Raw genomic sequence first — 24,586 nt, forward strand, 5'->3', positions numbered from 1 at the left:
CAGGGTTGCAGCTTGATAAGCCCGACTCTGCTAAGATCGGCCGGTCCGTTTTGGGGAAGCCTATGATTTCTCATCTTTATTCTCGCTTTTGTCTGACTATGCCAGCGCCGGAAGGTTCCACCGGTCTGCTGGTGGCCTTCAGTGGCGGCCTCGACTCCACCCTGCTGCTGGTGCTGGCGGCCCAGTATGCCCGCGAGCATGGCCTGCCAGTTCGCGCCCTGCACGTGCACCACGGCCTCAGCCCCCATGCCGATGAGTGGGTCGCTCATTGTGAAGCCGTGTGTCAGCAATTGGCGGTGGAGCTGCTGGTCGAGCGGGTGACTCTGGCCCGTGGCAATGGCGAGAGTCTGGAGGCGCAGGCCCGCACCGCCCGTTACCAGCGGCTGACCGCCCGGATGCGGGAGGGGGAGTGGCTGCTCACCGCCCACCATCAGGATGATCAGCTGGAGACCCTGCTGCTGGCCCTCAAGCGCGGCGCCGGCCTGCGTGGCCTGGCGGGGATCCTGCCAAGCCAGCCCTTTGCTGGCGGCCTGTTGCTGCGGCCGCTGCTCGATATGAGTCGCGCCGAGCTGGCCGAGGCGGCGGCGAGCCTCCCCTTTGGCTGGGTGGAGGATGAGAGCAATCTGGACGTGAGTTATGACCGCAACTTTTTGCGCCAGACACTTATCCCCCAGCTCAAGGCGCGCTGGCCAGCCATGGCCCAGACCGCGGCGCGCAGCATGGCCCTGTGCGCCGAGCAGGAGGCGCTGCTGGATGAGCTGGCCGAGAGCGACTGGCAGCTGGCGGGCGAGGGGGAGGCGCTCCATATCGGCCCGCTGCACGCCCTTTCACCCACCCGGCGCAACAACCTGCTGCGCTACTGGATCCGCCGTCAGGGGGGCGAGATGCCATCCCGTGAGCAGCTTGCCCGGCTCTGGCAGGAGGTAGCGCTGGCGCGCGGCGATGCCAATCCCCGGCTCAACTGGGGGCGCCAGAGCTGCCGCCGTTTTCAGGAGCGGCTCTATCTGGTGAGCACTGACCTGCAACCCTGTCATCAGGTATTGCCGCTCACCGTGGGCGAGCCGCTGACCCTGCCGGACGGGCTGGGTGAGCTGGTGGTACGCATGGCGGAGTGCGGCGATGGGCTGTTGCGTTCCCCCCGAGCGGACGAGCCCCTCTCGGTGCGCTTTCAGGTGGCGCCCGGGATCCCCCTCAAACCGGTGGGGCGGGGCGGTAGTCGGCGGATGAAGAAGCTGCTGCAGGAGTATGGCGTGCCTTCGTGGCAGCGGGGGCGCATCCCCATCCTCTACTATGGCGAGCAGGCGGCGGCGGTAGTGGGGCTCTTTGTCTGCGACGGTTTTATGGCGCAGGGGGCCGGGCTGGTTTGCCACTGGCAGGGGGGCGGTGCAGCTCCGGTTTTGCCCGAGCAGGATCTTGCCTGAGGTGATCGGTGTGAGCGGGGACCCCAAAAAAAGAAGCTCCGGTCACATGGCGCGCATGTGCCGGAGCAAAGAAGAGTTCGGGATTATTCGTTAGGGCTGGCCTTGCCGGCTTTTTTGCGGGCGTAGAGGTGACTGTCGGCCGCCTCGTAGAGGCTCGGCACATCGATCCCGGATTGCCAGCTGGCGGCGCCAAGGCTGCATCCGACCGAGAAGGTGCTGAGCTCCTTGTTGGTCATCAACATATGCTGCAGTCGCAGCCAGACCGGGCGCCACGCCTCGGGTTCGGCCGGTTGCAGCAGCAGGGCAAATTCATCTCCCCCGAGCCGGAAGGCTTGATCCGTGCTGCGGATACACCCCTTGAGCAGCTGGGCGAAGCGGCTCAGCACCAGATCCCCCACCGGATGACCCCAGGTATCATTGATCTGCTTGAAGCGATCGAGATCCAGCAGCACCAGCACCAGACCATGTGGCTCGCGGCTGTGCTGCTCGATGGCGCGGCCGATGGCCTCGTCAAAGTAGGAGCGGTTGCCAAGGCCGGTCAGGTGATCGAGCCGGACCAGCTGATCCAGTTTTTCCAGCCGCAGATAGAGGGGCAGCAGCAGGCAGAGCAGCTGATGGTATTGCATCAGTACCCGTTGCTGGCTGCCGCTCAGCGGATGTTCCAGCTCGTAGTGAAGCTGGCCGAGCAGCTGGCCATGCTGACCGCGCAGCTCGAACGGATAGTTGTGCAGGTTGAGGGTGGCCTGCGGCGGGTGCTGGATCAGCACGTGATGCTCGGCGCTATCGAGATAGAGGCCATGGATCCTGACAATTCTTGCCGCACGATCGGCAAAAGTTGTCAGCAAACCGCCGAGATCGCTCTGCCCCAACAACTGCTCAAGCAACTGGTTGCGCTCAACGCTGGGCAAGGGCGTGAGCCGCTCCATCTGGCGAACCCACTGCTCGATGCCATGGCTAAAGCCATTAAGTGACGACGTATTTTCCATGGTCTTCCACCTGTAACACCTGACTACTGTCTCCTCCCTGCAATTGGCATGCCCAATATATCTTTCCTGCCCGCCAGATCGGCTGACTAAGCTTAAGTCGATAAAAGGAGAGGAAAATTTGTACACCGATCTGTTGATCCTGCTGTTCGCCGCCGTCCTGCTGGTGGCAACTTTCCGGCGCCTCGGCTTGCCGGTGATCCTTGCCTACCTGATTGCCGGCGTCTTGCTTGGCCCCCACGGGCTGGCGGTGATCACCGGCCAGTCGATCATGCAGACCATTGCCGAGCTGGGGATCGTCTTTCTGATGTTCTCGCTGGGGTTGGAGTTCTCCCTGCCGAAACTACTGGCGATGCGCCGGTTGGTGCTGGGGGTCGGGATGTTGCAGGTGCTGCTCACGTCACTGCTCTTCTTCGCCATCGGCTGGTGGTGGGGGCTGGGTCTGGCCCAGTCGCTGGTGGTGGCGGGAACGTTGGCACTCTCCTCGACGGCGGTGGTGATCAAGCAGCTCGGCGAGCAGAAGCAGCTCCATACCCGCCGCGCCCAGCTGGGGGTGAGCGTGCTGCTGTTTCAGGATCTGGCGGTGGTGCCCCTGCTGGTGATGATCCCGATCCTCGCCCAGCCGGAAGTGCAGGGGAGCGCCCTTGCCGCCGAGATCGCCTGGGCCACCCTCAAGGGGCTGTTTGCTCTCTTCACTCTGCTGGCGGTGGGCAAGTGGTTGCTGCCGCTGCTGTTTCACGAGGTGGCGCGAGCCCGCTCCGACGAGTTGTTCGTGCTGAGTGCCCTGCTGGTGGCGCTGCTGGCTGCCTACATGACCCATTCACTCGGGCTGTCGATGGCGCTGGGGGCGTTTCTGGCGGGGATGATGCTGGGGGAGTCCCACTACCGTCATCAGCTGGAGGTGGACATCAAGCCCTTTCGCGACGTGCTGATGGGGCTCTTCTTTATCACCATCGGCATGGCCATGGAGTGGGAGCTGGTGGCGCGGGCATGGTGGCAGGTACTGATCTGCGTGGTGCTGCTGGTGCTGTGCAAATCCCTGCTGGTGCTGCTGGCCGGGCGGCTGATGGGGGAGCGAAAGCGCGACAGCATGGCCGCCGGCATCATGCTCAGTCAGGTGGGGGAGTTCGGCTTCGTGTTGCTGGCGCTGGCACTGCACCACGGCTTGCTGGATCAGCAACTGGTCTCCCTGCTGATCGGCATCGGCATCATCTCCATCGCCATGACCCCCTGGCTGGTGACCCAGGCCCATTCGCTGGCCCGCAGCCTGACCGATCCGGCGCTGCTGACCCGCTTCGAAGTCGCCCAGTCGGGCCTGAGCAAAAACCAGCACGTCATCATCGCCGGCTTTGGCCGGGCGGGGCAGACCTGTGCCCGCTTTCTCAAGCTCGAGGAGATCCCCTTTCTGGCCCTAGACCTCGACCCCGAGCGGGTGAGCGAGGCCAAGCTGGCGGGGGAGCAGGTGGCCTTCGGCGACGCCAGCCGCCGCGATATTCTGCTGGCCGCCGGGTTGTTGCGGGCGCGGCTGGTGATCATCACCTTCGATGATCGCAAGCGGGTGGAGGCGATGCTGGCACTGATCCGCGAACTGGCGGGGGATCTCAAGGTGCTGGTGCGTACCCGGGATGACAGCTTTCTGGAGCAGTACAAGCAGGCGGGGGCCTTCGAGGTGATCCCCGAATCCCAGGAGGGGGCCCTGATGCTGGTCTCTCACCTGCTGCTCAACTGCGATATCCCCATCGGTCGGGTGATCCGCCGGATGGAGCTGGAGCGCAGCAGCCAGTATCGCTTTCTGCACGGCTTCTACTGGGGGGATCAGAGCGCCAGCAATCTGGAGGCGGATCAGCTGCTTGAACGCCTCCATCCCCTGTTGCTGCACGATCAGGCGTGGGCGGTAGGTCGTGAAGTGCGCGAGTTGCCGCTTGATGAGGTGCGGATCAAGGAGGTGCAGCGTGGCGATCAAAGTCTGGAACCCAGACCCGAGCTGGTGCTGGCGGCTGGGGATCGGCTGATCCTGTTTGGTACCGTGGTGGCGATGGAACAGGCTGAGCAGCGTTTGCTGGAGGGGCGCTGAGTTCCCTCGGACTCATCGGCCGCGCCCTTTATTCCCGCTCTTTTGGTAGCCCTTCGATATCGAGGAAGGCGACGACCCGCTCCCGCTCCCTCAGGGTGTCCTGATAGCCCAACTTGATCAGCTGCTGACAATAACCCGGATAGAACATCAAAAAGCTGGCCAGACTGCTGGTCTCATCCCCCTTCACGCCCAGCACCCGCAACAGGCGGCGCAACTTTAGCGGCAGTTTGCGCAGGTAGGCCAGTGCGATGGTGTCGAGATCCTGACTCGGTTTCAGCACGCAGGTTTCCACCCGTTTCAGCTTGAGGCGATTGCGCTCCCGCTCCGGGATCAGATCCAGAGTCTGGTTGATGCGCCACAGCCGCTCCAGATCGGAGTTGAGAGTGTCGGTAAAGACGGTATCGAGCAGATGGCTGGCGATATTGGAGCTGGTGAGATGGCCGTGGTGATGGGTCGGCGCCGAGTGTGCCGGCGGATCCAGGGTGATCAGCAGGATCCGCTCCGCACCCAGATGGATGGCGGGGCTGAGCGGGCTCAGCTGGTGGATGGATCCGTCGCCGTAGAACTTCTCGCCGATCAGGGTGGCTGGAAAGACGAAGGGGAGAGCCGAGGAGGCGAGCAGGTGCTCCGATGTAAGCACGGTGCGCACCCCGCGACGTCTGGCCCGCTCCCACGGATGGTGGTCGGCCCGCCCTTGAAAGAAGGTGGTGGAGAGACCGTCGTCGTAATCCGATGCCGTGATGGCCAGCGCCTCCAGACTGCCGTAGAGGATGTTGTCATCGATGCGGTGATAGTCGATGAGTTGATCCAGCAGGCGGTGCAGCGGCGCGTTGTCAAAGAGGTGAAAGGCGTGGTTGGTGTGGGGATTGATCAGCCCCGCCGACCCCTCGTACAACAACCGCCACAGCAGGCGCCCCGGGTGAAAATCGAAGATGTGGTGAGTCTCGAAGCGGCGCCAGACCCACTCCAGCTTGCGCACCCCCAGATGGAAGCAGGAGGCGTAGCAGGCCAGTGCGGTGACATTGATAGCCCCCGCCGAGGTGCCACACAGGATGGGAAAAGGGATGCCGAGATTGCGCGGGTAGAGCTCCGCAATCGCCTTGAGGGCGCCGACCTGATAGGCGGCGCGAGCACCGCCACCGGTGAGCAACAACGCTGTATTGGGTCTGGCCATATGCTGGCGCCTTATCGTGTTCTGACAAGAATGTTCCCACTGACAAGTTAACTATAAGGCGCTGTATCAAATATAAAAACGGGCGCTCGCCCGTTTTTTTCATGGCCGCTTTTCAAAGGGCCCGCTGGGGATTTTCCGGCCGTGCCAGCTGATCAAAGGCGGCGAATACCGGAGCGCTGGCGAGGATGCGACCGTGGCCCAGACCCCGGGTGCTCACCAGCCGGGTATGACCATCCTGACTGGCCCGCAAGGAATCGCCGTGCGGGGCAAATCTGTCCTCCTCGTCGTGCACGATCATCGCCGCGCCGCTGCGACTGGCGAGGCGACCCAGCGGATCGACCGTGCTCAAGGGGTGCTGGTACTTCTGCTCAATCTCCTTGACCACCGCATCAAACAACCGGATGGAGTAGCCGGAGCGCGCCACCATGCCGTAGAGCTGGGGCACATAGTCGAGCACCGGTGAAATCAACAGCAGCGGCAGGGTATCGATACCCGGCTGACGGCTGGAGAGAGTGACGGCGCCTCCCATGCTATGGGCGATGACGCCGTGCAGCGGGCCTGCTTCGCTGGCCAACTTGGTCGCCAGCTCGTCGAAGGCGCGCACGAAACGGGGCAGGTGGCCAGTGTTGCCTGCACTCTGGCCGTGGGCCGGATGATCGTAGGCAATGGCGGTGAAACCCTGCGCGGCGATATGGCTCATCAACGGATAGAACTGGCTGGCGCTGCCGGACCAGCCGTGCATCAGCAGCCACAGCGGCCCCTGACCGAGCCGATAGCTCATCAATAACCCTTCGCTGGTATGGACGGCCTGCTTCACCAGACCGGCAGGTTCGTGGTCATCCCGCTGGTTGCGCTGGGGGGTGAGCAGCAACTTGCTGGCGGTGCGCTTGGCATGGGTGGGGGCGAGTCTGTGGTGCAACCGGGTGCCGATTCCCAGCAGCCATTTGCTCGGGCTGAAGCGGCGGGTGTTGAAGTAGATCTTGCTGCTCATGGTCATCCTGTGGTTTTTATGTGCGAACGGTCGTGCTTTTTTATCGGTTTTTAAAAAGTCGTGCTGAACGGATGCCAAAACATCAGCGCCAGCTGCTCAGCAGAGCGTCCACCTCGGGCCAGAAGTGGCGGGCCGGATCCTGACACAGTTCGAGATCGTTGAACACCTGATCCGCCAGATAGAGGCCATAGAGGCGGTAAACGGCGCGCCAGGGATCCATCTCCTGTCGCCACTCGCCTGCGGCCTGACCTTGCACCACCTGACGGGCCAGATAGTCGAGCCAGAAGCGCACCAGTTGCCGGGCGGCTTGCTGCACCAGGCTCTTTTGCTCATGGCCATCCTGCACCGAGGTCCAGGCATCGAGGAACATGCAGCGTCCGGCGAAGCAGTGGTTCCACGCCTGCCAGGCCCGCAGCAGGGCGATCAGCTTGTCGTGCTGGCTCTGGTGCTCCTGCTGGCGTACCGGCTGGATCACCCGCAGCCGGAACACCTCGGCGGCGTACTCCAGCACGGCGATCTGCAGATTGTCGCGGGATTGAAAGTGGGCAAACAGGCCGCTTTTCGACATTTCGCAGGCGCTGGCCAGCGAGCCGATGGTCAGGCTCTCCAGCCCTTGCTGGCTCGCCTGCTCAAAGGCAGTCTGCAAAATGGTTTCCCGGGTCAGGCGCCCCTTGCTCATCACTCTCTCCTCGTTGACGCTGGCAGCATAAAGTACGATCGTGCTAATTGTCGAGCAACAAATAGCCAGCATGGCTGGCTATGTCGTCTCGCGCGTGTCATTGCGCGCGGGGTTCAGCTCTCCTTGATATCGAGCTGTTGCAGGGCGATGACTGCCTGAGTGCGGTTCTTGACGCCCAGTTTTCTGAAGATGGCGGTGATATGGGCCTTGATGGTGGCTTCGGAGACGTTGAGCTCCCAGGCGATCTGTTTGTTGAGGCTGCCATCGCGCAGCATGATCAGCACCTTGTATTGCTGGGGGGTGAGGCTGGCCAGCTTGCTGGCGAAATCGGGGCCGTCTTCCGATTCAGGATGGAGCGAGATGCCTTCCGGCACCCAGTTATCCCCCCCGATCACCGTATTGAGGGCATTGACCAGCTCCTTCATCGGTACCGATTTGGGAATAAAGCCGAGCGCTCCGAGTCGCAACACCTGCTGGATGATGGCCGCATCTTCCGAGGCTGAGACCACCACGATGGGCAGGTCGGGATACTGGCCGCGCAGGTGGGCCAGCCCCTCGAAGCCGTTGGCCCCCGGCATCTTGAGATCGAGCAGCAACAGGTCAACTTCGGGGTGCTCGCCGAGCAGGCTGGTCAGGCTGTCGATGGAGTCCGCTTCCAGCAATTGAGCGTCGTTGATGGCCATGTGCACCGCTTGGTATAGGGCGCCCCGAAACAGGGGGTGGTCATCTGCGATGACGATGGTAAATTGGCTGTCCATATTTCGGTTAATGGCTCACATTGTTGCTAACTGATTGTTTTGAAAAATCAAACTAGCATCGCTCACCAAGAGGGTCAAACCCGCGGGTGCGCAAATGTGAAGCGACCATCGGATGTTTTGCCATCAGGGCAGATCGGCCGGTCGCAGGCAACTCATGCAGGAGGCAGCAGATGGGATCCTTGGTATTGGCGGTGGGCACCGGCTCCACCTGGGCGATGCGGGCGGCACTGGTGCTCGCCATGAGCGGGCTGACGTGGCAGGAGCAGGTGTTCGATCTGGAGGATGCCAAGTCGCTGGCGCGGCTCAAGCGGCTGGCACCGGCCGGTCTGGTGCCCTGGCTCGAACACGATGGCGTGCGGGTTCACGACTCGCTGGCCATCGCCGAATATGTTCACGAGCTCTGTCCCGAGCGCCAGCTCTATCCGCTTTCGCTGGCCGAGCGGGCACTGGCTCGCAGCCTCTGCGCCGAGTTGCACGCGGGATTTCGGCAGATCCGTTCTCTGCTCCCCTTCTTTCTTGGGGCGCCAACCCGTATCGATCCCCCGGTGGAGGCGGTCGGTGAGCTGGCCCGTTTGCAGGAGATCTGGTCGCAGGCGCGGGGCCCCTTCTACTTTGGCGAGGCGGGCATTGTCGATGCCTTCTATGCGGTGATGGCCTATCGGCTGGCCAGCTACGGTATCCTGTTGCCCGGCCAGGCCGGAGCCTATCAGCAGGCGCTGCTCTCTTGGCCTCTGTGGCAGGAGACCCTGCTCAAGGCGCGGTTGCAGTGGCCGGTGGCAGCGCGCCAGTCACAGTGAACCGTGGCAGATAGATAAACGAGAGAGGGGAGCCAGTGGCTCCCCTCTCTGCTGCAGGTCAATGTGGCTCAAGGGTTACTTCTGCCGGCCGGCAAAGACCACCACCACCTTGTCATCCCCCTTCTCCCGCACAAAGGCGTAGGGGGCATCCGAGAGTTTCTGGTGGCTGCCTGCCGCAATGGCCGGATGGGCTGCGCGGAACTGGCCCAGTTGCTGCCAGTGCTTGACCAGCTCAGCCTTGTCTCCGCGGGCCAGCTCCTGCCAGTTCATGTCCGAGCGCAGCGCCTGATCGAACACCCCGCCATCCTTGGCCAGCCCGCGGCCGGACTCGTCGCCGTAGTAGAGCTGGATGCCGCCCGGCAGCAGCATAAAGCTGTTGGCGACCCGGCGCTGTAGCGGCACATCCTGATAGTCGCCAAAGAACAGCTTGGTGTCGTGGGAGCTGATGTAGCTCAACACGTTGAATTCGGGATCCTGATTGATGCGGCTGGCGTAGCTGGCATAGGTGGGCTCGGCGCTGGCCATGCACTGGGCCTGTGACAGTGCGAACTCGCGCTGATAGTCGAAGTTGATCAGGGAATCGAAACCGTTCTGATACCAGAAATCCTTGGCCACCCCGTGATCCCACACCTCTCCCACCATGTAGAAGGGCAGATCGTCGAGAGCCTTGCCCGGGTTGTTGGTCTTCCACTCCTTGAGCGCAGCGGTGCCCGCCTGCTTGAGCTTGGCCCACACTTCGGGCTCCAGATGCTTGACGGTGTCGGCGCGGAAGCCGTCGATGCCAAAGCGGCGCACCCAGTCGGTGTGCCAGGCGATGAGATAGTCGCTCACGGTAGCGTCGGGCAGCGCCTTGGCGAGGGTATCTTTTTTCGCCGCCAGCAACGGCGGCAGCCCTACCGGCTTGGTCGATTCGGTCAGGAAGTCAGGCAGCCCCGCCACCGAGCCGGTGACGTCGTCGGTGCCGGGCTGCGGGTAGCCTGGCAGACCGGCGCGCACCCAGTCTCCACTCCACCACTTGTTCCACGCGGGTGATTGATAGTCGATGAACTGGTTGTAGCCATGCCAGTTAAGGCCGCCGCTCGGGCGCCACTGGTTCCAAACGGTCGGCAGTTTGCCGCTGTTCTGGGTCAGTTTGGTGAGCCCCAGATCTTGCAGATCGGCGAGGGTGGCATAACCGGCGTGGTTCATCACCACGTCGAGGATGATCCGCATGCCGCGCTTGTGGGCCTCATCCACCAGGGTTTTCAGACTCTCTTCATCGCCGTAGTTGGGATCAATCTTGGTGAAGTCGAGCGCCCAGTAGCCGTGGTAGGCGTAGAAGGGGAAATTGCCCTGCTCGCCGCCACCAATGAAGCCGTGAACCTGCTCCACCATGGGGGTGATCCAGATGGCGTTCATGCCGAGGCTCTTGATGTAGTCGAGCTTCTCGGTCAGCCCCTTGAAGTCACCGCCATGCCAGGTGGCTACCTCATCCTGACCATCCTTCTGGCGACCGAAGCTGTGGTCGTTGGCGGGGTCGCCGTTGTGGAAGCGATCGGTCAGCAGGAAATAGACGCTCGCCTGATCCCAGCTGAACGGTGCTGGCTTGGCTGCCTTGACCGGTTCGAGCAGCAGCAGGCCGCCGCTCTCTTTGCTCGGGGTCAGGGTCAGCTTGCCCTGTTTGACCACCACCTCCTGTTTCGAGTAGGCATCCCGCAGTCGGGTACCGTCTGGCCAGACCCCTTTCAGGGATACCGTGACCGGGCCGCCATCCCAGCTGATGCAGGGCTCTTGTGGTGGCTGGCGCTTGAACTCGCTCTTCTTGGTCGCCCGCAGCACCTTGAGGCTGGGGGTATCCGGGTTGAAGGTGAACTGATACTCCCCGGCCAGCATCACCCGCAGGGTAAAGCTCTGGTCCTTGCTGCATTTGTCCATGGGCTGGGCGGTGCCGAAGGGGAGCGGCTTGCTCTCGCTCGGGCCAAAGCTGGTACCGCAACTGTTGTCTGCGTCGCTGATGCGGATCTGGTGGCTCCCCTTGGCAAGGGGATGGATCAGCTCCACCGTGCCCTTGTCCAGCGCGATCGGGGTCGCGACCGGTTGACCATCCACATAGAGGCGAACCTCGGGAGCGGCCAGCGCCTGTTGCGTGAACAGAGGGGCGGCCAGCAGGGCGAGCCAGAGAGGGGATAAGTAATGAGCACGACGCATAAGCCATTCCTTGAGCAGGGCAGTTCGGACAAGGGCCCATTCTAGGAGCAGCAAAGCGCGCCTTGGATCGGCAAAACGCCGATTTGTGACATCAGTTCAAATGGTTACGTTTTCAAGCCGAAGAAAGTGTGATGGGGAGGCGGTGGGGGTACGCTGTCGATAAAAATAGCGGCCATAAAAAATGCCGGTCAGGTGACCGGCATTTGGTGTGTCAGGCATCGTCGTCACATCAGACGGTGAAGAACTTGAAGTTGACGAAGGCCACCGCGATGAAGGAGGCAACCATGCCGCTGATGCAGAGCACAGCAGGGCGGATGGCTGGCCAGCGATGGGTCAGCAGAATGATGGCCAGCAGGGTCGGGTAGAGCCCGAACATGTAGCGTGGCATGGCGTTGAGGCCGGTCATCAGCGGGATGGTGCAGCAGATGAACATCAGGGTCGCTTCCGCCCAGCGCTTCTGGCTGAACAGGTAACCGTTCAGGCACCAGCCGAAGATCACCATGATGGAGAGGTAAGCCTTGCGGCCGCCCAGCTCGAAACCGCTCAGCCACCAGTCCAGCGGGCTGTCCATGTAGCGACCCCAGGCCACCTGAATGTGCTTGAAGGCAAAGGCATCGCCGGTCAGATGATAGAGGTAGACCATGTAGGCGAACAGGCCAAACGGGATCATCCAGAGGGTGAACACCACCTTGAAGGCGCGCTCGGTAAAGCGGAAAAATTCCCGCCAGCCGTAAGCTTGCAGCGCCAAGATCAGCACCGGGAAGACCATCATCACCCCCAGGTTGCGGGTGGCGGAGATACAGACCCCCAGCACGGCCACCATCAGCCACTGCTCCCGATAGGCGAACAGGAACATCCCCAGCATCAGCGCCATAAAGGTCGACTCGGTATAACCGGAGACGAAGTAGGCGGAGAAGGGGGAGAAGGCGAGCAGCCAGACGCCGAAGCGGGCGGTATCGTCCCCCAGCTTGAGCTGACGCAACACCAGCAGCATCAGCGGCAGGCTGGCGAAGAAGGAGATATTGGTAACAATGATGAGGCCGATCAGGCTCTCGACATTGAACAGGTTGGAGATGGCACCGGAGACCATCGGATAGAGCGGCATAAAGGCCCAGTTGGCCGCATTGCCCTTGCTCAGCCAGCGCGGGTAGAGATCGTAGCCGTTCTCGATGATGCGCTGGAACCAGACGCAGTCGAACTGACAATAGGCCTGCAGCGGGCCGATGTCGGGGGAGCCATAGAGCTGGACACCGAAGTAACCCATGCCATACAGGGCCACCCGGCTCAGCATGAAGGCGGCGATGATCATCAGCCAGTCACGGCCGCTGATGCGCAGTGACGGGCGATAGGGGAGTGCAGCCCCGGTTAGCGGGGCAGTATTGGTCATATCATTCATCAGGCAAAAACCCAGACGCGAGAGAGAACGTAAGTGAGGACGGTAACGGTCAGGGTGGCGATGACCACCGGCAGCAGACCGGAGAGCCCCGCAAACAGCAGGCCGCTCAGGATCAGGTTACGCACCGCCAGCGAGAAGAGGGCAACCAGCAGAAACTTGCTGGCGGCTCCCTGCTTCTGGAAGGTGATGTAGCGGTGACCAAAGAAGGAGAACCAGAACGCGATGGCAAAAGCCAGCGTGGTAACCAGGTGCTCCGAGATGGTGGGCCAGGTATGAAACAGTGCGATGGAGGTGCCAAGGTCGACGAGGGTAGCCCCCCCGCCGACAAAACCGAAACGTACCAGCCGCCAGAATTCCTCGCGGGAGATCATTGAGGCGCCTGCTCCTGCTGCTCTTGCGGGTTGCTGTCAGCGCTCTGCGGTTTGCCCGCATCCTGCTTGGCATACTGGCCATAGACCCCTTCAATGAGGTAGACCGGGCGCTGTTTCACTTCCACAAACATGCGGCCGATGTACTCGCCGATGATGCCGAGCGACAACAGCTGGATACCGCCGAGGAACAGCACTACGGACATCAGTGAGGCGTAACCGGGTACGTCGATGCCGAAGAAGATCACCTGGGTGATGATTTTCAGGATATAGAGGAAGGCAACCAGCGAGACGCTGACACCCACATAGCTCCAGACCCGCAGCGGCCAGCTGGAGAAGCTGAGCAGACCGTCGAGTGCGAAGTTCCACAGTTTCCAATAGTTGAACTTGGTTTCACCGGCGTGACGGGCCGGGCGCTCGTAGGGGACGCCAACGGCACGGAAACCGGCCCAGGCAAACAGACCCTTCATGAAGCGGTTGCGCTCCGGCAGCAGCTTGATCGCCTCGACCACTCGACGGTCGATCAGGCGGAAGTCACCGGCGTTCTCCGGCAGCTTGGTGCTGGTGGAGAGGGCGTTGAAGAAGCGGTAGAAGCCACCGGCAGTCAGGCGCTTCATCGGGGTATCGGCGCTGCGATCGACGCGGATGCCGTAGACGGTGTCATAGTCACCGGTCTGCCACAGTTTGACGAACTCCAGGATCAGGGCGGGCGGGTCTTGCAGATCCACATCCATCGGCACGATGGCATCCCCTTTGGCCTGATGCAGACCGGCGGTCAAGGCCGCTTCTTTACCGAAGTTGCGTGCCAGGTTGACCAGGGTCACGCGCGGGTCACGGGCGATGGCCTGCTCGACCACTTCACGGGTGCGGTCACGGCTGCCATCGTTGACGAATACAATTTCAAGCTGGTCTTTCAGCGGGGCCAGTTCGTTGTCTATCGCGTTGATGAAGGCATCGATGCTCTCTTCCTCGTTGTAAACGGGAACGACCAGAGAGAGTCGAAAATCTGGATGCGACATAAGAACGTCCTTATTTGGGATAGTTGTTTTTATAAAATGGTATTCGGGGCAAGGATCACTGGGCTACGGTCAAACGTACCGACTGCACATTGATGGGAGTAGGTGCCGAGAGCGCCAGAAAATTGGGGCGCTTGGGATCTGCCGTGAGCGAGTCACCGGGCAGACTGAGGCGGATTTCGTTGATGCCCGCTTTGGCCAGTTTCACCGTGGTGGTGAAGTCGTGCCCCAGCGCTACTTTCAACAGGGCTCCGGCTTCCGGGCTGTTGATGCGGGCCTGTACGGTCAGCTGATCCGGATTGGCCGCCTGCTTGGGCAGCACAAAATAGAGGCCGCCCTGACCGCTGAGCAGGGTACCTTCGTCGCTCGGCTTCTTGGCCCAGCCTTCGCTGGAGAGGAAGCGGCTCGGCTTGGTCAGATTGAGTTCGTTACCAGGCTGATAGGTCATGCTGGAGTTGTGTTCCCAGAAGCGGGTTTTGCCTTCCAGATAATAGAGTTTGTAGGCCAGGCTCACGTTGGGGTGAGCAGCCAGATAGAGGGTGTAAAGATAAAAACCGCTTAACGCCAGAATGGCAGTCAAAAAACCGAACTTTTTGTACGTCATATCACTCTCTATGCCTGACAGAATGGGTAGGCCGATGTCGCGCATATGCTAATCCAATTGCAAAAAAAGCATAGTGGATCACAAAAAAATATTTGGTCACATATTAACCCCTTTTTACCCCTGTTCCAAACGTTGCTGTTTCCCGGTTAAACAGGTCTGGCGGGGCGCCGGTTGCCAATGGTGCTCCGGCAAGGTATTTGGCAAATAGACGTGCTTTGCTGCGTCATTTTCTAGCGGATGCGATAGTCATCTGGCCTCTATCGCCATTTTGCAGGGGGCGATTTATGATGACTCACTTATTCGTCAAGGATGACATATGAAGTGGCTCTCTTGCTGTCTGTTGCTTGGATTATGGGCGCCAATGGCATTGGCCAGGGCCCTGTGTCCCGAGCCTATTCAGGTCGGTTACGATAACTGGCCCCCCTACCATTATTATGAAGCCGACTCACCGCAAGAGGTGCGCGGTTATGCTGCCGAGGTGCTGACGGCTGTGCTCACTTCCATGCACTGCAAGGTCCATTATGTGGAGCTGCCCTGGAAGCGGGTACTGCTCGAAATGGAGTATGGCGAGATAGACATGGCGATGGAGGCGAATATCAACGATGAGCGCGCCCGTTATGCCTGGTTTTCCGACTCCTACAACCCGGGTCGCACCTTGCTGTGGATCCGCAAGGGCAGCCACTACCCCGAGCAGGATCTGGCGAGCTGGCTGGCCAGTGGTTACTCCCTCGGTGTCACCAAAGAGTACTTCTATGGTGATGAAGTGATGTCGCTGCTCGCTCGCTATGCCAAACAGGTGAGTGCGGTGAGCGACCAGCAAAATTTTGAGAAGCTGGCCCGCGGGCGGATCGACGGTTTCCTCGGTGACATGCTGGCTACTCCCAGCGCCCTTAACAAGGAGGGGATGAGCGGTCTGTTCACCAGTCACACCATGGTGGTATCTGAATCGCCGAGCTTCTTTATGTTGGGCAAGCGCAGCTTTTCGCCGCAGTTCTTGCAACAATTCAATCAGGCGTTGGCGCGGTTCAAGGAGACAGATGCGTATGACATTATCTGGCAGCGTTATGCCCCCGGGCGCTAGCAAAGTATTGGCCGTTCACGCATCATGAGCGGCCTGAGCATCGGGTCTGCTTGTCAGGCCTGACAGAGTGAACAAACCGTTTTGAGGTACCCATGGGGATGAAGTATTGGCTGGCCCTTGCCAATCTGGTGTGGCTGGGATGTTTGCCCGCTGGCGCGGTACATGCGACCGAAGCACAAGTTGTGGTGGCGGCCAGTGAAACCGGACACGACTGGTATCAGGGCAGTCAGGCCGAACAGGCCCGTGTCGAGCTGGAGCAGCAGTTGCAAGAGGCTGTGCTTGCCCAGCTGCATCCCGATTTTTTCACGCTGTGGAAGCGTCTGCAGGCCACCCCTGCAGACAAGCGTGGTGCCATCTATGACGACATTTTTGCCAAGCTGAGTCGTTTCCAGCACGCCTGGCGGGGGATGGATCTGGTCTCTCGCGAGCAGATGAAGACCCTCAAACTCGATTTGAACCGCCCTGTAGTGACCCAACCCAGCGATGATGGCCTGCTCACCCAGGTGAAATCCCTGCGCCCTCAGGTGGCGGAATACGAGGCGGTGCGGGCCAAAGTGCACAAACTGCTGGCGATGCCGATGGCCAGCAAGTGGCCGACCCTCGATATGCCGACCCTGCGTGCCGGAGAGAGCTCCGCCGAGCTCGGCCAAATCCGCGCCATGCTCAACGAGCTGGGCGACAGCGCCCCGAGCCATGGTGATCAGATTTACGATGGTGATACCGAGCAGGCCATCAAGCAGTTCCAGCGTCGTCACGGTCTCACCGCGGACGGCATTATCGGTCGTCAGACCCGCTCCTGGCTCAATACCGGCCCGCAAGTGCGCGCCAGTCTGTTGTTGCGTAACCTGTGGCGTCGCGATCTGGTGGATCAACTCGCCGGTGGCCGCTACGTGTTGGTCAATATTCCCGACTACCGCCTGAGCGTGGTGGAGTCCGGCAACGAGGTATTCACCAGCCGGGTCATCGTCGGCAAGGAGCAGCGCGCCACTCCCATTCTGGCCAGCGAAATTCGCTCCATCGTGCTCAATCCCTCCTGGCATGTGCCGCGCTCCATCCTGAGCAAGGACATCCTGCCCAAGCTGGGTCGCGATCCCGCCTATCTGAGTCGCGAGCAGTTCGAGGTGATCGACAGCGAGGGCAATCCGGTCCAGTTCACCGAAGAGGGGTGGCATCAGGCGCTGGCCGCCGGTTTCCCCTATCGCCTGCGGCAAAAGCCGGGGGATCACAATGCCCTGGGGCGCTACAAGTTCTACCTGCCCAACAATGACGCCATCTATCTGCACTCCACTCCGCGCAAGGCGCTGTTCGAACAGGGGGCGCGCGCCTTCAGTTCGGGCTGCATCCGGGTGGAGCATGCCGACGATCTGGCCGAACTGTTGCTGGCGGACTCCCGCTATCAGCCGGACAAGGTGGCCAATATCCTTAAGGAGAGCCAGACCAAATGGTTGCCGCTCACCACGCCGATCCCGGTCTTTACCGTCTACTGGAGCAGCTGGATCGACGAAAATGGTCGCCAGCAATTGCGTAACGACATCTACGGATTTGATCGGGTCAGCTTCCAGAGCCGCCTGCTGTGATCCCTGCCACAGAGTGAAAAGCCCGGCCTGTGCCGGGCTTTTCTATGGGCGATTGAGGTTTGACAGGGCCCCCCGCCGGAGGGTAGTTTCAAGCGCCTGTATCACATTCAATCAGTGATCTTATTCAACTATTTTCGCTTGAATCTGCGATGGACGAACCCCTTATGCTGGAACAAGAGATAAGTCGACGTCGCCTGTTGCTGGGAGCCGGTTGCCTGTTGGGCAGCTCGCTGATCTCCTTCCCTGCACTGGCCAGCCGCAGTACCACCGGGCGTGAACTCAGTTTCTTCAATCTCAATACCGGCGAGCGGGTGCGCGCCAGCTATTGGGAAAATGGCCACTATCTGAGCGACGGGTTGGCCGAGCTCAACCACATCTTCCGCGATTACCGGCGCAATGAAGTGTTCAACATCGACAAGAAGCTTTTTGATCAACTGTTTCTGTTGCAGCACAAGCTGGGTCGGCGCAGTGAAATTCAGCTGATCTCCGGCTATCGCGCCCCGGCAACCAATCGTCAGAAGCGCCACAAGAGCCGCGGCGTGGCCAAGCACAGCTACCACACCCTGGGGCAGGCGGTGGATGTGCGGATCCCCGGCGTACAGCTGGCCCATCTGCGCAAGGCTGCGCTCCAGCTCAAGGTGGGTGGGGTTGGTTACTATCCCCGTGATAACTTCGTTCACCTCGATACCGGCCCGGTGCGCAGCTGGTAAAGGGGATGGCAAGCTGCCAAGCTCTTCCCACCAGAGAGGAGATAGCGATGAAAAAGATAGTGATTGGCGGCCTGATCGCCCTGTTGTTGACCGGTTGCAGCAAGCTCAACCGTGAAAATTACGACCAGTTGAAGATGGGGATGAGTTACGCCGAGGCCAGCACCATTCTGGGCAAGGCGGAGCGTTGTGATGATGCCTTGGGCACTACCAGCTGCCTCTGGGGCGGGGAAGGGAAGAACATCAAGATCCGCTTTATCGCCGACAAGGCGACCTTCTTCAGCTCGGAAGGGATTAACTGAGTCGCAGACCGTCCATGAAAAAAGCGCCGCTCGGGCGCTTTTTTGTTGCTCGCAATCCAACCCGCCTCGCCAGAAGCTGGCGTACTCAGTGGGTCGCGTACTGGTAGTTGAAGGTGGGCAGACCCCACTTGAAGCGAACCGCCAGCAGCCGCAGTACAAAGCCGATCCCGATGGAACCAAACGCGGCCCAGTTGGTCGGCAAGCCCTGATCCAGCGCCAGACAGTAAAGCGCTGCGGTGATCAGCGAAATGGCTGCATAGAGCTCGCGACGAAACACCAGCGGAATGCGCTGGCAGAGCAGATCCCGCAGCACCCCGCCAAAGACCCCGGTCACCACCGCCATGATGCAGGCAATACCGGCGCCGTGGCCCATATCCAGCGCACGGGCCGCACCGAAGATGGAGAAGACCACCAGTCCCAGGGCATCGAGGGCCATGAACAGCTTGCCGAGGTAGCGCATCAGGGGGGCGGAGACCACACCCGCCATCGCAGCTGCCGCAACCAGCAGCACATATTCCGGATGTTCAATCCAGAGCAGCGGATAGTGGCCGAGCAGCACATCGCGGATGGTGCCACCACCGATGGCCGTCGCCGAGGCGATGATCACCACACCAAACAGATCCATCCGCCGCCGACCCGCGGCCAGCGCGCCGGTCATCCCTTCGGCCACCAAGCCAACCAAGAAGAGTGCATGTAACATGAGATATCCCAGGGAACGAGAAAGGCCAGAATCCTACCAACTCGTGTCATATGGGACAAGCTATCGAATGCATGCATTAATTTAATTCATGATAAATGCGAAAAAGGCACCGTTTCGGGTGCCTTTTTCTAATCAATGTTCAAGGGTTAGCGCCCCAACTGCTCCTGCCGGTAGTGATCGACCCACATGGCGGTGGCGCCACAGATGGCGACCGGCATCACGAAGAGGTTCACCACCGGAATGGCGGAGAAGAGGGTCACCAAAGCGCCGAAGCTGAGGCACTTGCCGCGGCGCTGCTTCAAGGCGTCGCGCATGGTGATGAAGTCGATCTTGTGGTTGTCGAACGGATAATCCACATACTGGATCGCCATCATCCAGGCGCTGAACAGGAACCAGAGCACAGGCGCCAGGGTCTGGCCCACCACAGGGATCAGAAACAGGATCAGGCAGCCGATGGCCTTGGGCAGGTAATACTTCAGCTTGGTCCATTCGCGGCCGAAGGTGCGTGGCACATCCTTGACGATATCCAGCATGCCGCTGTCATTGGCGGGCTGACCGGTGAGGATCTGCTCCACCTTCTCCGCCAGCAGGCCGTTGAAGGGAGCGGCTACCCAGTTGGCAACCGAGCTGAAGATAAAGGAGAAGACCACAAGTATGGTGATGAGCGCGATGGGCCACAGCAGGTAGTCCAGCCAGTCGAGCCAGGCGGGGATCTGCTGATGGAGCCAGGCGAATAGGCCGTCCAGTTGCAGCAGCAGGGCATAGAAGGCCCCGGCAAACAGCACGAAGTTGACCAGCAGGGGGATCAGCACAAAGGTGCGGATGCCCGGTTGGCGAATGAGGGAAAAACCGCGCAGAAAGTAGTCTGCACCGCTGATTGAATCTTTGACCATATGGGGTGATTGGCTCATGTGAGCTCCATCTATGCATGGGAGAACTGCCAGCATATTACAAACAAGCCTTTGATTTGGTAAAGTCGCCGACTATTCCTTATTTCGTGCCGTGGCGACTGAAAATCGGGCATTGAATGGGGATGATGCCTGCATATTACAAACAAAGCCGGGTCTGGATTTGGTAAAATCGCCTGCCCGCCTCCTCTTTATTTAGCCACTGATACAGGTCGCCATGCGTCTGAAACTGATCAAACTCGCCGGCTTCAAGTCGTTCGTCGAGCCGACCCGCATCGAACTGTCGGCAGATATGACTGCTGTGGTTGGCCCCAACGGCTGTGGCAAATCCAACGTGATCGACGCGGTGCGCTGGGTGCTGGGGGAGAGCTCGGCCCGCCATCTTCGCGGCGAGAACATGACCGATGTTATCTTCAACGGCTCTATCAATCGCAGTGCGCACGGGCGCGCCTCGGTGGAGCTGGTGTTCGACAATCCCCACAACCGGGTGCCCGGCGAGTTCGGCCGCTTTACCGAGATTTCGGTGCGCCGCGAAGTGCTGCGCGATGGCTCCAACCACTATCAGATCAACGGCCAGAAGTGCCGCCGCAAGGATGTGACCGACCTCTTCCTCGGCACCGGTCTTGGCCCCCGCAGCTACGCCATCATCGAGCAGGGCACCGTCAGCCGACTGGTGGAGTCACGTCCGGCCGATCTCAAGCTCTTTATGGAAGAGGCCGCCGGGGTTTCTCGCTACAAGGAGCGGCGCCGCGAGACCGAGCAACGCATTCGCCACACCCAGGAAAATCTGGAGCGCCTCGGCGATATTCGTGGCGAGCTGGGCTCGCGCCTTGACCACCTCAAAGCCCAGGCCGAAACGGCCGAGCGCTACAAACAGATCAAGAGTCGTTCGCGCGCTGCTCGCGCCGAGCTGATCGGCTCCGAGTTGTGGGCGCTGGAGACGCGCCTTGGCGAGGCCAAAACCGAACTGGCGCAGGCCGAGCGGGCGCTGGCGGCGCTCGATGCCAAGCGCACCGCCGATGAGGGGCGCCACGTCACCCTGTCGGTCGCCAGACAAGAGGCGCAAGCCGAGCAGGCGAGCCGTCAGCAACAGATTTTTCTCGGTGGGCAAGCCATCGCCCGCCTCGAACAACAGCAACTGCACCAGAGTGAACTGGGGCGCGACTGGCAGGCCCGTGCAGAGGCGCTGGGCGAGCGGATTGCTACCCGCAAGGCGCAGCTTGCCAGCCAGCAGGATCAACTGACCGAAGGGGTATTGCGCGCCGAGCAGGAGAGCGCCCGGCTGGAGCAGTGTGAGCAGTTGCTCACCGAGCAGCAGGAGGGTCGCCAGCAGGCCAGCGAGCAGCTGGAACAGGCTCGCTTGCGCCAGCAGCAGTGGCAGCAACAGTTGGCCGGGTTGCAGGGGCAGCTCAACCAGACCCGTACCCGGTTGGGTGGTTTGCAGGAGTTGCAAGCCAAGACCCGGCTGGCCCGCCTCAAACTGGAAGATGAACGCGCAGGCCCCCTCGGCACAGAGGCCGACGATCTGCAACCGGCCCTCGATGCCCTGAGTGGTGAGCTGGAGCTGACGCGGGCGGCCAATGGCGAGCTGACCGAGCAGCTGGCACAGGCGGTCGACGCCCATGAACAACTCAAGCAGCTGCATGGCCAGCAGTTGAGCCTGCAACGGGAGTTGGAGGCGCGGCTGGCGACGCTGGATCAGATCCTCGGCGAACAGATGGAGGGGGCGACTCTGGCTGACCGGTTGCAGGTTGCCCCCGAGTGGGCACAGGCACTCGACAAGGTGCTGGGTCGCTGGCTCACCGCAACGCCGGCGGACGAGTGCAATCTGGCGCAAGAGGGGCTCTGGATTGGCCCGGCGCAACCGGCGGTTGCCGGTACGCTGGCGGCGCAACTGGGCGGCGAGCATATTCCCGCCTTCCTCAATGCCATCTGGCTGGTCGAGAGCCGGGAGGCCGCATTGGCCCGCCAGCCAAGCCTTGCGGCCGGTGAGTCGGTACTGACTCCTGCTGGCGACTGGCTGGGGCCAAACTGGGCAGATTTGGGACAGGGCGCGGCGCTTGGCACCATGGCGCTGCTGGGTGAGCGTGAGCGGTTGCATACCGAGCAGGAGAAGGTTGCCGCGGGGCTGGCACAGCTGAGCGAGCAACTTGTCTCAGCCGATGCCCGGCGCGCCCAGCTTGCCAGTGCGCAGGAGTTGTCGCAGCGAACCTTGCGCGAGCAAGAGCAGAAATGGCAACAACTGCGCGAAGCCTGGAGCCTGCAACAGGGTCAGCGGCAGGAGCGGTTGCAGCGGCTCGGTCAGCTCGGCGAAGAGCTGATCCGGCTTGATCAGGAGCAGGCCGAAGAGGCAGAGCGACTGGCCAGCGCCCGTGAACAACTGGAACTCGATGAGGCACGCCTTGCCGAGTTGCAGGAGCAGGGGGAGCCGCTGAAGCAAGGGTTGCAGCTCGCTCAGGAGCTGCTGACCCGCTGCGAGCGGGCGGTCGACGAGGCCCGTGCGCGCCGCGAGCAGCAACAAGCGGCCTGCCAGCGTTTGCAACTGGAGTTGGGCAATTTGCGCCAACTCATAACCCTGGGCGAAGAGGAGTTGGCGAGGCTTGGGCTGGAGCTGGCCGGGCTGAAAGGGCCGGATAGTGAAGCAGTGCCGGATCTGGCGCCCCTGCTGGCCGAGCAGCGCAATCTTGAGGCGCAGCAGCTCGCCTGCCATCAACGGCTTGCGGAGCTGGAGCGCCAGCTCGGTGAGCTGGAGCAGGCCAGAAGTGCCGATCACAAGCAGTTGGTGACGTTGCAAGAGAAGCTGGCAACCCTGCGTCTTGAGCGCGAACGCAACCTCACCCGTCGACAGGGGTTGCATGAGCAGTTTGAAGAGCTGGGGGTTCGACTGGTGGATCTCGATCAGGCGGTGTTGATCGCCGCTGATCGCGGCAAGCTGCGGCAGGAGATCCAGACTCTGGAGGCGCAAGTGGAGGCGCTCGGCGCCATCAACCTGGCGGCGCTGGAGGAGTACGAAGAGGCGAAAACCCGGGCAACCTATCTTGAAAATCAGTGCCAGGATCTCGAGCAAGCGCTGGAAACCTTGAGCCAAGCCATTAAAAGAATTGATAAAGAGACACAAATACGGTTCCGGGACACTTTCGATAAGGTCAACGAAGATTTAAAATCCCTGTTTCCAAAAGTGTTCGGTGGGGGCAGTGCCTGGCTTGAGCTCACCTCCGATGATCTTTTGGAGGCCGGAGTGAGCATCATGGCGAGACCTCCGGGTAAGAAGAATGCTACCATTGCCCTGCTTTCCGGGGGGGAGAAGGCGTTAACCGCGCTTGCGCTGGTTTTTGCCATCTTCAGACTCAACCCAGCACCTTTTTGTCTGCTGGATGAGGTGGATGCACCGCTCGATGAAGTGAACGTCGGTCGCTTCTGTTCTCTTGTCAAAGAGATGTCGAGCACAGTACAGTTCGTTTACATCAGTCATAATAAGGTCTCCATGGAGATGGCTGAGCAGCTGGTTGGCGTCACGATGCAAGAGCCCGGGGTTTCTCGCATTGTGTCGGTCGATATCGGTGAAGCCGTCGCTTTGGCTGAGCAAAACTAGAAAGAGAAGCAGCTAATGCAGGAATTGCGTTACATCTTGGTTGCCCTGGGCGGTATTGCTATTGCGGCATTGCTCATTCACGGGTTGTGGAGCAACAAAAAGAATCGTCAGGCACCGATCAAAGAGAAACCGATTGGACGGATGGACTCCAAGTCGCGGGATCGTGATAACGACGCCTTCGACAGCGATGGCATCGGCCAGGTACGTGTGGTCAGTGGTGGCCGTCGTGCCGAGCCCAAGCTGCGCAGTGAAGAGAGCCGCCAGCCGGAACTCGGTCGTCGCCCTGCCGTCCCCGCCTTTGATGATGAAGATGACGAGGACGATCTGCCGCCGCCCGTAGTGCGCAAGCCTGCTGCCCGCCCGGTTCCGCCGCCTCCTGTCTATGAAGAGGAGGAAGCGTTCGACGAACCGCTGCCCGAGGAGATCGACGAGGCGCCCGCCGCGCCGGTGCGCAAACCAGCTCAGGTCAATCGTCGTACCCCGGTCTACCGTTCCCGTCCCCAGCGCGAGCCCATGATGCAGTCGCTGGATGACGAGCCGCTGGTCGAGCCCGCTTACGCGACCGCCCCGACTTTTGGTGCCCGTGCAGAGACAGTCCGTACCGCCGACACCGTTCGTGCCGAACCGGTCCGTGCACCCGAGCCGGAATATCAGCCGCAGCCCCGTCATGTGGCTCCCGAGCCTGTTTATGAAGAGCCGGCCTATGTGGCACCTGCACCTGTGGTTGAAGAGCCGCGCATGGCGCCCCAGCCGGTCGAGAAGATCTGGCAGGATGTCTATGTCATCAACCTGATGGGCCGTCCGGGTCACGACTTGCAAGGTGCGACCCTGCTCTCATCCCTGATGGCGCTGGGCTTCAAGTTTGGCGAGATGGATATTTTCCACCGTCACGAAGATCCCAACGGCAAGGGTGAAGTGCTCTTCTCCATGATCAACATGGTCAAGCCGGGTACCTTCAACCCGTACCGGATGGAGCAGTTCACCACGCCGGGTGTCTCCCTGTTCATGCAACTGCCGCTGCGCAGCAATGCCGCGTTTGCCTTCGAGGATATGTTGCAGGCTGCCGATCAGCTGGCCAGCGATCTCGATGCCATGCTGACAGATATGGATCGCAGCCCGCTGAGCGACGAGACCATTGCCCGTTACCGTCACGAGCTGGCTGCCTACGAGGCCAGTCGCGACTAATACGCCATGCGGGTCGAGTGAAGAAAAAGTGCGGTACCCTGGTACCGCATTTTTGTTTCTACCCCGGCCGGATGTTCAATCACACT

At 61.0% G+C, this 24,586-nt stretch carries 21 protein-coding genes; 9 read left to right on the top strand and 12 right to left on the bottom strand.

Annotated elements, in window-relative coordinates; translation table 11 throughout:
- Positions 1-62: 62 nt before the first annotated feature.
- Positions 63-1,421: a tRNA lysidine(34) synthetase TilS gene (gene tilS / locus AB5Y84_RS11000; RefSeq protein ID WP_368176939.1), complete on the top strand. Its 1,359-nt coding sequence runs from the start codon at positions 63-65 to the stop codon at positions 1,419-1,421.
- 83 nt (positions 1,422-1,504) lie between these two features.
- On the opposite strand, the gene AB5Y84_RS11005 is transcribed toward tilS, so the two are convergent.
- Complete coding sequence (locus AB5Y84_RS11005) at positions 1,505-2,407, bottom strand: GGDEF domain-containing protein (RefSeq protein ID WP_201910490.1); 903 nt, start codon at positions 2,405-2,407, stop codon at positions 1,505-1,507.
- A gap of 118 nt (positions 2,408-2,525) precedes the next feature.
- On the opposite strand from AB5Y84_RS11005, the gene AB5Y84_RS11010 reads away from it, so the two are divergent.
- Complete coding sequence (locus AB5Y84_RS11010) at positions 2,526-4,478, top strand: monovalent cation:proton antiporter family protein (protein ID WP_201910498.1); 1,953 nt, start codon at positions 2,526-2,528, stop codon at positions 4,476-4,478.
- A gap of 28 nt (positions 4,479-4,506) precedes the next feature.
- Here the strand turns inward: AB5Y84_RS11010 and AB5Y84_RS11015 are convergent, their stop codons facing one another.
- From AB5Y84_RS11015 to AB5Y84_RS11030, 4 genes are all read right to left on the bottom strand, one after another.
- On the bottom strand, positions 4,507-5,652 hold the full coding sequence (locus AB5Y84_RS11015) for a patatin-like phospholipase family protein (RefSeq protein WP_368176940.1): 1,146 nt from the start codon (positions 5,650-5,652) through the stop codon (positions 4,507-4,509).
- A gap of 112 nt (positions 5,653-5,764) precedes the next feature.
- A complete protein-coding gene (locus AB5Y84_RS11020) occupies positions 5,765-6,643 on the bottom strand; it encodes an alpha/beta hydrolase (RefSeq protein ID WP_368176941.1) in 879 nt (292 codons plus the stop codon).
- Positions 6,644-6,725: 82 nt separating this feature from the next.
- Positions 6,726-7,322, bottom strand: a complete 597-nt coding sequence (locus AB5Y84_RS11025) for a TetR/AcrR family transcriptional regulator (protein ID WP_368176942.1) — start codon at positions 7,320-7,322, stop codon at positions 6,726-6,728.
- A gap of 113 nt (positions 7,323-7,435) precedes the next feature.
- Positions 7,436-8,080 carry a response regulator transcription factor gene (locus AB5Y84_RS11030; RefSeq protein ID WP_005338467.1) on the bottom strand — a complete coding sequence of 215 codons (645 nt, stop codon included), beginning with the start codon at positions 8,078-8,080 and terminating at the stop codon, positions 7,436-7,438.
- A 170-nt stretch (positions 8,081-8,250) separates the two neighbouring features.
- Between AB5Y84_RS11030 and AB5Y84_RS11035 the strand changes: the two genes are divergently transcribed.
- On the top strand, positions 8,251-8,877 hold the full coding sequence (locus AB5Y84_RS11035; RefSeq protein WP_368176943.1) for a glutathione S-transferase: 627 nt from the start codon (positions 8,251-8,253) through the stop codon (positions 8,875-8,877).
- 75 nt (positions 8,878-8,952) lie between these two features.
- Here the strand turns inward: AB5Y84_RS11035 and AB5Y84_RS11040 are convergent, their stop codons facing one another.
- The 5 genes from AB5Y84_RS11040 to AB5Y84_RS11060 all read right to left on the bottom strand — a co-directional run bounded on the left by AB5Y84_RS11040 (position 8,953) and on the right by AB5Y84_RS11060 (position 14,448).
- Positions 8,953-11,064: an alpha-amylase gene (locus tag AB5Y84_RS11040; RefSeq protein ID WP_368176944.1), complete on the bottom strand. Its 2,112-nt coding sequence runs from the start codon at positions 11,062-11,064 to the stop codon at positions 8,953-8,955.
- A gap of 229 nt (positions 11,065-11,293) precedes the next feature.
- Positions 11,294-12,460 (bottom strand): hypothetical protein, encoded by a 1,167-nt coding sequence (locus AB5Y84_RS11045; protein WP_005338464.1) that lies wholly within the window; start codon positions 12,458-12,460, stop codon positions 11,294-11,296.
- The gene (locus AB5Y84_RS11050; RefSeq protein WP_005338463.1) at positions 12,460-12,831 is read right to left on the bottom strand and encodes a GtrA family protein; all 372 of its coding nucleotides are present in this window, start codon (positions 12,829-12,831) and stop codon (positions 12,460-12,462) included. Before AB5Y84_RS11050 ends, AB5Y84_RS11045 begins: the two co-directional genes overlap by 1 nt.
- Entirely contained in the window at positions 12,828-13,847 is a 1,020-nt protein-coding gene (locus AB5Y84_RS11055) for a glycosyltransferase family 2 protein (protein WP_139410023.1), read from the bottom strand. Before AB5Y84_RS11055 ends, AB5Y84_RS11050 begins: the two co-directional genes overlap by 4 nt.
- A gap of 55 nt (positions 13,848-13,902) precedes the next feature.
- Positions 13,903-14,448 carry a hypothetical protein gene (locus tag AB5Y84_RS11060; protein WP_041202288.1) on the bottom strand — a complete coding sequence of 182 codons (546 nt, stop codon included), beginning with the start codon at positions 14,446-14,448 and terminating at the stop codon, positions 13,903-13,905.
- Between the two features lie 316 nt (positions 14,449-14,764).
- Here AB5Y84_RS11060 and AB5Y84_RS11065 point away from each other — a divergent pair, with 316 nt between their 5' ends.
- From AB5Y84_RS11065 to AB5Y84_RS11080, 4 genes are all read left to right on the top strand, one after another.
- On the top strand, positions 14,765-15,529 hold the full coding sequence (locus AB5Y84_RS11065) for a substrate-binding periplasmic protein (RefSeq protein ID WP_368176945.1): 765 nt from the start codon (positions 14,765-14,767) through the stop codon (positions 15,527-15,529).
- A gap of 92 nt (positions 15,530-15,621) precedes the next feature.
- Complete coding sequence (locus AB5Y84_RS11070) at positions 15,622-17,106, top strand: murein L,D-transpeptidase (RefSeq protein ID WP_368176946.1); 1,485 nt, start codon at positions 15,622-15,624, stop codon at positions 17,104-17,106.
- A 164-nt stretch (positions 17,107-17,270) separates the two neighbouring features.
- Positions 17,271-17,816 (top strand): DUF882 domain-containing protein, encoded by a 546-nt coding sequence (locus AB5Y84_RS11075; protein ID WP_005338458.1) that lies wholly within the window; start codon positions 17,271-17,273, stop codon positions 17,814-17,816.
- Positions 17,817-17,863: 47 nt separating this feature from the next.
- The gene (locus AB5Y84_RS11080; RefSeq protein ID WP_005338457.1) at positions 17,864-18,115 is read left to right on the top strand and encodes a hypothetical protein; all 252 of its coding nucleotides are present in this window, start codon (positions 17,864-17,866) and stop codon (positions 18,113-18,115) included.
- 85 nt (positions 18,116-18,200) lie between these two features.
- Here the strand turns inward: AB5Y84_RS11080 and AB5Y84_RS11085 are convergent, their stop codons facing one another.
- Both AB5Y84_RS11085 and cysZ read right to left on the bottom strand, forming a co-directional pair.
- On the bottom strand, positions 18,201-18,815 hold the full coding sequence (locus AB5Y84_RS11085) for a trimeric intracellular cation channel family protein (RefSeq protein WP_005338456.1): 615 nt from the start codon (positions 18,813-18,815) through the stop codon (positions 18,201-18,203).
- Between the two features lie 146 nt (positions 18,816-18,961).
- Positions 18,962-19,726 (bottom strand): sulfate transporter CysZ, encoded by a 765-nt coding sequence (gene cysZ, locus AB5Y84_RS11090; protein WP_005338455.1) that lies wholly within the window; start codon positions 19,724-19,726, stop codon positions 18,962-18,964.
- A gap of 214 nt (positions 19,727-19,940) precedes the next feature.
- Here cysZ and AB5Y84_RS11095 point away from each other — a divergent pair, with 214 nt between their 5' ends.
- Complete coding sequence (locus tag AB5Y84_RS11095) at positions 19,941-23,315, top strand: AAA family ATPase (protein ID WP_368176947.1); 3,375 nt, start codon at positions 19,941-19,943, stop codon at positions 23,313-23,315.
- Positions 23,316-23,330: 15 nt separating this feature from the next.
- Positions 23,331-24,500: a cell division protein ZipA gene (gene zipA, locus AB5Y84_RS11100; RefSeq protein ID WP_040066671.1), complete on the top strand. Its 1,170-nt coding sequence runs from the start codon at positions 23,331-23,333 to the stop codon at positions 24,498-24,500.
- Positions 24,501-24,586: the final 86 nt, after the last annotated feature.

It is taken from the genome of Aeromonas sp. s11 (genome assembly GCF_040907945.1).
GTDB lineage: Bacteria > Pseudomonadota > Gammaproteobacteria > Enterobacterales > Aeromonadaceae > Aeromonas > Aeromonas veronii.